The sequence below is a fragment of the Pseudomonas sp. B5(2017) genome, from assembly GCF_002112825.1.
In the GTDB taxonomy this organism is placed as follows: Bacteria; Pseudomonadota; Gammaproteobacteria; order Pseudomonadales; family Pseudomonadaceae; genus Aquipseudomonas; species Aquipseudomonas putida_Z.
Genome location: NZ_NEIR01000033.1, coordinates 1,956 through 5,179 on the forward strand (window position 1 = coordinate 1,956; position 3,224 = coordinate 5,179).

At 51.6% G+C, this 3,224-nt stretch carries 2 rRNA genes; both read left to right on the forward strand.

Annotated features, from left to right (window positions below):
• Positions 1–105: 105 nt before the first annotated feature.
• Positions 106–2,997: ribosomal RNA gene (locus tag CAG00_RS27300) — 23S ribosomal RNA — on the forward strand.
• 137 nt (positions 2,998–3,134) lie between these two features.
• Positions 3,135–3,224 (forward strand): 5S ribosomal RNA (rrf, locus tag CAG00_RS27305); the annotation flags it as partial.

Sequence of the window (3,224 nt, forward strand, 5' to 3'; positions counted from 1 at the left end):
TTAATCAGGCTAAGGTAAAATTTGTGAGTTCTGCTCGAAAGAGCAACATGCGAATTTTCGGCGAATGTCGTCTTCACAGTATAACCAGATTGCTTGGGGTTATATGGTCAAGTGAAGAAGCGCATACGGTGGATGCCTTGGCAGTCAGAGGCGATGAAAGACGTGGTAGCCTGCGATAAGCTTTGGGGAGTCGGCAAACAGACTGTGATCCAGAGATCTCTGAATGGGGGAACCCACTCAGCATAAGCTGAGTATCTTGTACTGAATACATAGGTGCAAGAGGCGAACCAGGGGAACTGAAACATCTAAGTACCCTGAGGAAAAGAAATCAACCGAGATTCCCTTAGTAGTGGCGAGCGAACGGGGACCAGCCCTTAAGTTGATTTGAGATTAGTGGAACGCTCTGGAAAGTGCGGCCATAGTGGGTGATAGCCCCGTACACGAAAATCTCTTGTCAATGAAATCGAGTAGGACGGAGCACGAGAAACTTTGTCTGAATATGGGGGGACCATCCTCCAAGGCTAAATACTACTGACTGACCGATAGTGAACCAGTACCGTGAGGGAAAGGCGAAAAGAACCCCGGAGAGGGGAGTGAAATAGAACCTGAAACCGTATGCGTACAAGCAGTGGGAGCCTACTTTGTTAGGTGACTGCGTACCTTTTGTATAATGGGTCAGCGACTTATATTCAGTGGCGAGCTTAACCGAATAGGGGAGGCGTAGCGAAAGCGAGTCTTAATAGGGCGTTTAGTCGCTGGGTATAGACCCGAAACCGGGCGATCTATCCATGGGCAGGTTGAAGGTTAGGTAACACTGACTGGAGGACCGAACCGACTACCGTTGAAAAGTTAGCGGATGACCTGTGGATCGGAGTGAAAGGCTAATCAAGCTCGGAGATAGCTGGTTCTCCTCGAAAGCTATTTAGGTAGCGCCTCATGTATCACTCCAGGGGGTAGAGCACTGTTTCGGCTAGGGGGTCATCCCGACTTACCAAACCGATGCAAACTCCGAATACCTGGAAGTGCCGAGCATGGGAGACACACGGCGGGTGCTAACGTCCGTCGTGAAAAGGGAAACAACCCAGACCGTCAGCTAAGGTCCCAAAGTCATGGTTAAGTGGGAAACGATGTGGGAAGGCTTAGACAGCTAGGAGGTTGGCTTAGAAGCAGCCACCCTTTAAAGAAAGCGTAATAGCTCACTAGTCGAGTCGGCCTGCGCGGAAGATGTAACGGGGCTCAAACCATGCACCGAAGCTACGGGTGTCATCTTTGATGACGCGGTAGAGGAGCGTTCTGTAAGCCTGTGAAGGTGAGTTGAGAAGCTTGCTGGAGGTATCAGAAGTGCGAATGCTGACATGAGTAACGACAATGCGAGTGAAAAACTCGCACGCCGAAAGACCAAGGTTTCCTGCGCAACGTTAATCGACGCAGGGTTAGTCGGTCCCTAAGGCGAGGCTGAAAAGCGTAGTCGATGGAAAACAGGTTAATATTCCTGTACTTCCAGTTATTGCGATGGAGGGACGGAGAAGGTTAGGCCAGCCTGGCGTTGGTTGTCCAGGTTTAAGGTGGTAGGCTGAAATCTTAGGCAAATCCGGGATTTCAAGGCCGAGAGCTGATGACGAGTTGCCTTCAGGCGACGAAGTGGTTGATACCATGCTTCCAAGAAAAGCTCCTAAGCTTCAGATAACTGGGAACCGTACCCCAAACCGACACAGGTGGTTAGGTAGAGAATACCAAGGCGCTTGAGAGAACTCGGGTGAAGGAACTAGGCAAAATGGCACCGTAACTTCGGGAGAAGGTGCGCCGGCGAGGGTGAAGGACTTGCTCCGTAAGCCCATGCCGGTCGAAGATACCAGGCCGCTGCGACTGTTTATTAAAAACACAGCACTCTGCAAACACGAAAGTGGACGTATAGGGTGTGACGCCTGCCCGGTGCCGGAAGGTTAATTGATGGGGTTAGCGCAAGCGAAGCTCTTGATCGAAGCCCCGGTAAACGGCGGCCGTAACTATAACGGTCCTAAGGTAGCGAAATTCCTTGTCGGGTAAGTTCCGACCTGCACGAATGGCGTAACGATGGCGGCGCTGTCTCCACCCGAGACTCAGTGAAATTGAAATCGCTGTGAAGATGCAGTGTATCCGCGGCTAGACGGAAAGACCCCGTGAACCTTTACTATAGCTTTGCACTGGACTTTGAATTTGCTTGTGTAGGATAGGTGGGAGGCTTTGAAGTGGGGACGCCAGTTCTCATGGAGCCATCCTTGAAATACCACCCTGGCAACTTTGAGGTTCTAACTCAGGTCCGTTATCCGGATCGAGGACAGTGTATGGTGGGTAGTTTGACTGGGGCGGTCTCCTCCCAAAGAGTAACGGAGGAGTACGAAGGTGCGCTCAGACCGGTCGGAAATCGGTCGTAGAGTATAAAGGCAAAAGCGCGCTTGACTGCGAGACAAACACGTCGAGCAGGTACGAAAGTAGGTCTTAGTGATCCGGTGGTTCTGTATGGAAGGGCCATCGCTCAACGGATAAAAGGTACTCCGGGGATAACAGGCTGATACCGCCCAAGAGTTCATATCGACGGCGGTGTTTGGCACCTCGATGTCGGCTCATCACATCCTGGGGCTGAAGCCGGTCCCAAGGGTATGGCTGTTCGCCATTTAAAGTGGTACGCGAGCTGGGTTTAGAACGTCGTGAGACAGTTCGGTCCCTATCTGCCGTGGACGTTTGAGATTTGAGAGGGGCTGCTCCTAGTACGAGAGGACCGGAGTGGACGAACCTCTGGTGTTCCGGTTGTCACGCCAGTGGCATTGCCGGGTAGCTATGTTCGGAAGAGATAACCGCTGAAAGCATCTAAGCGGGAAACTTGCCTCAAGATGAGATCTCACTGGGATCTTGAATCCCCTGAAGGGCCGTCGAAGACTACGACGTTGATAGGTTGGGTGTGTAAGCGCTGTGAGGCGTTGAGCTAACCAATACTAATTGCCCGTGAGGCTTGACCATATAACACCCAAGCAATTTGCGCACGAAAGCCAAATTGTGGTGGTGAAGACGAAACGAACCGAAAGTTCGCAACATCACAAATATCGCATATCCGAATTCGCTGGGCTGTCCATCTGGACATTCTGGCAACAGAATTTCTTGACGACCATAGAGCATTGGAACCACCTGATCCCATCCCGAACTCAGCAGTGAAACGATGCATCGCCGATGGTAGTGTGGGGTTTCCC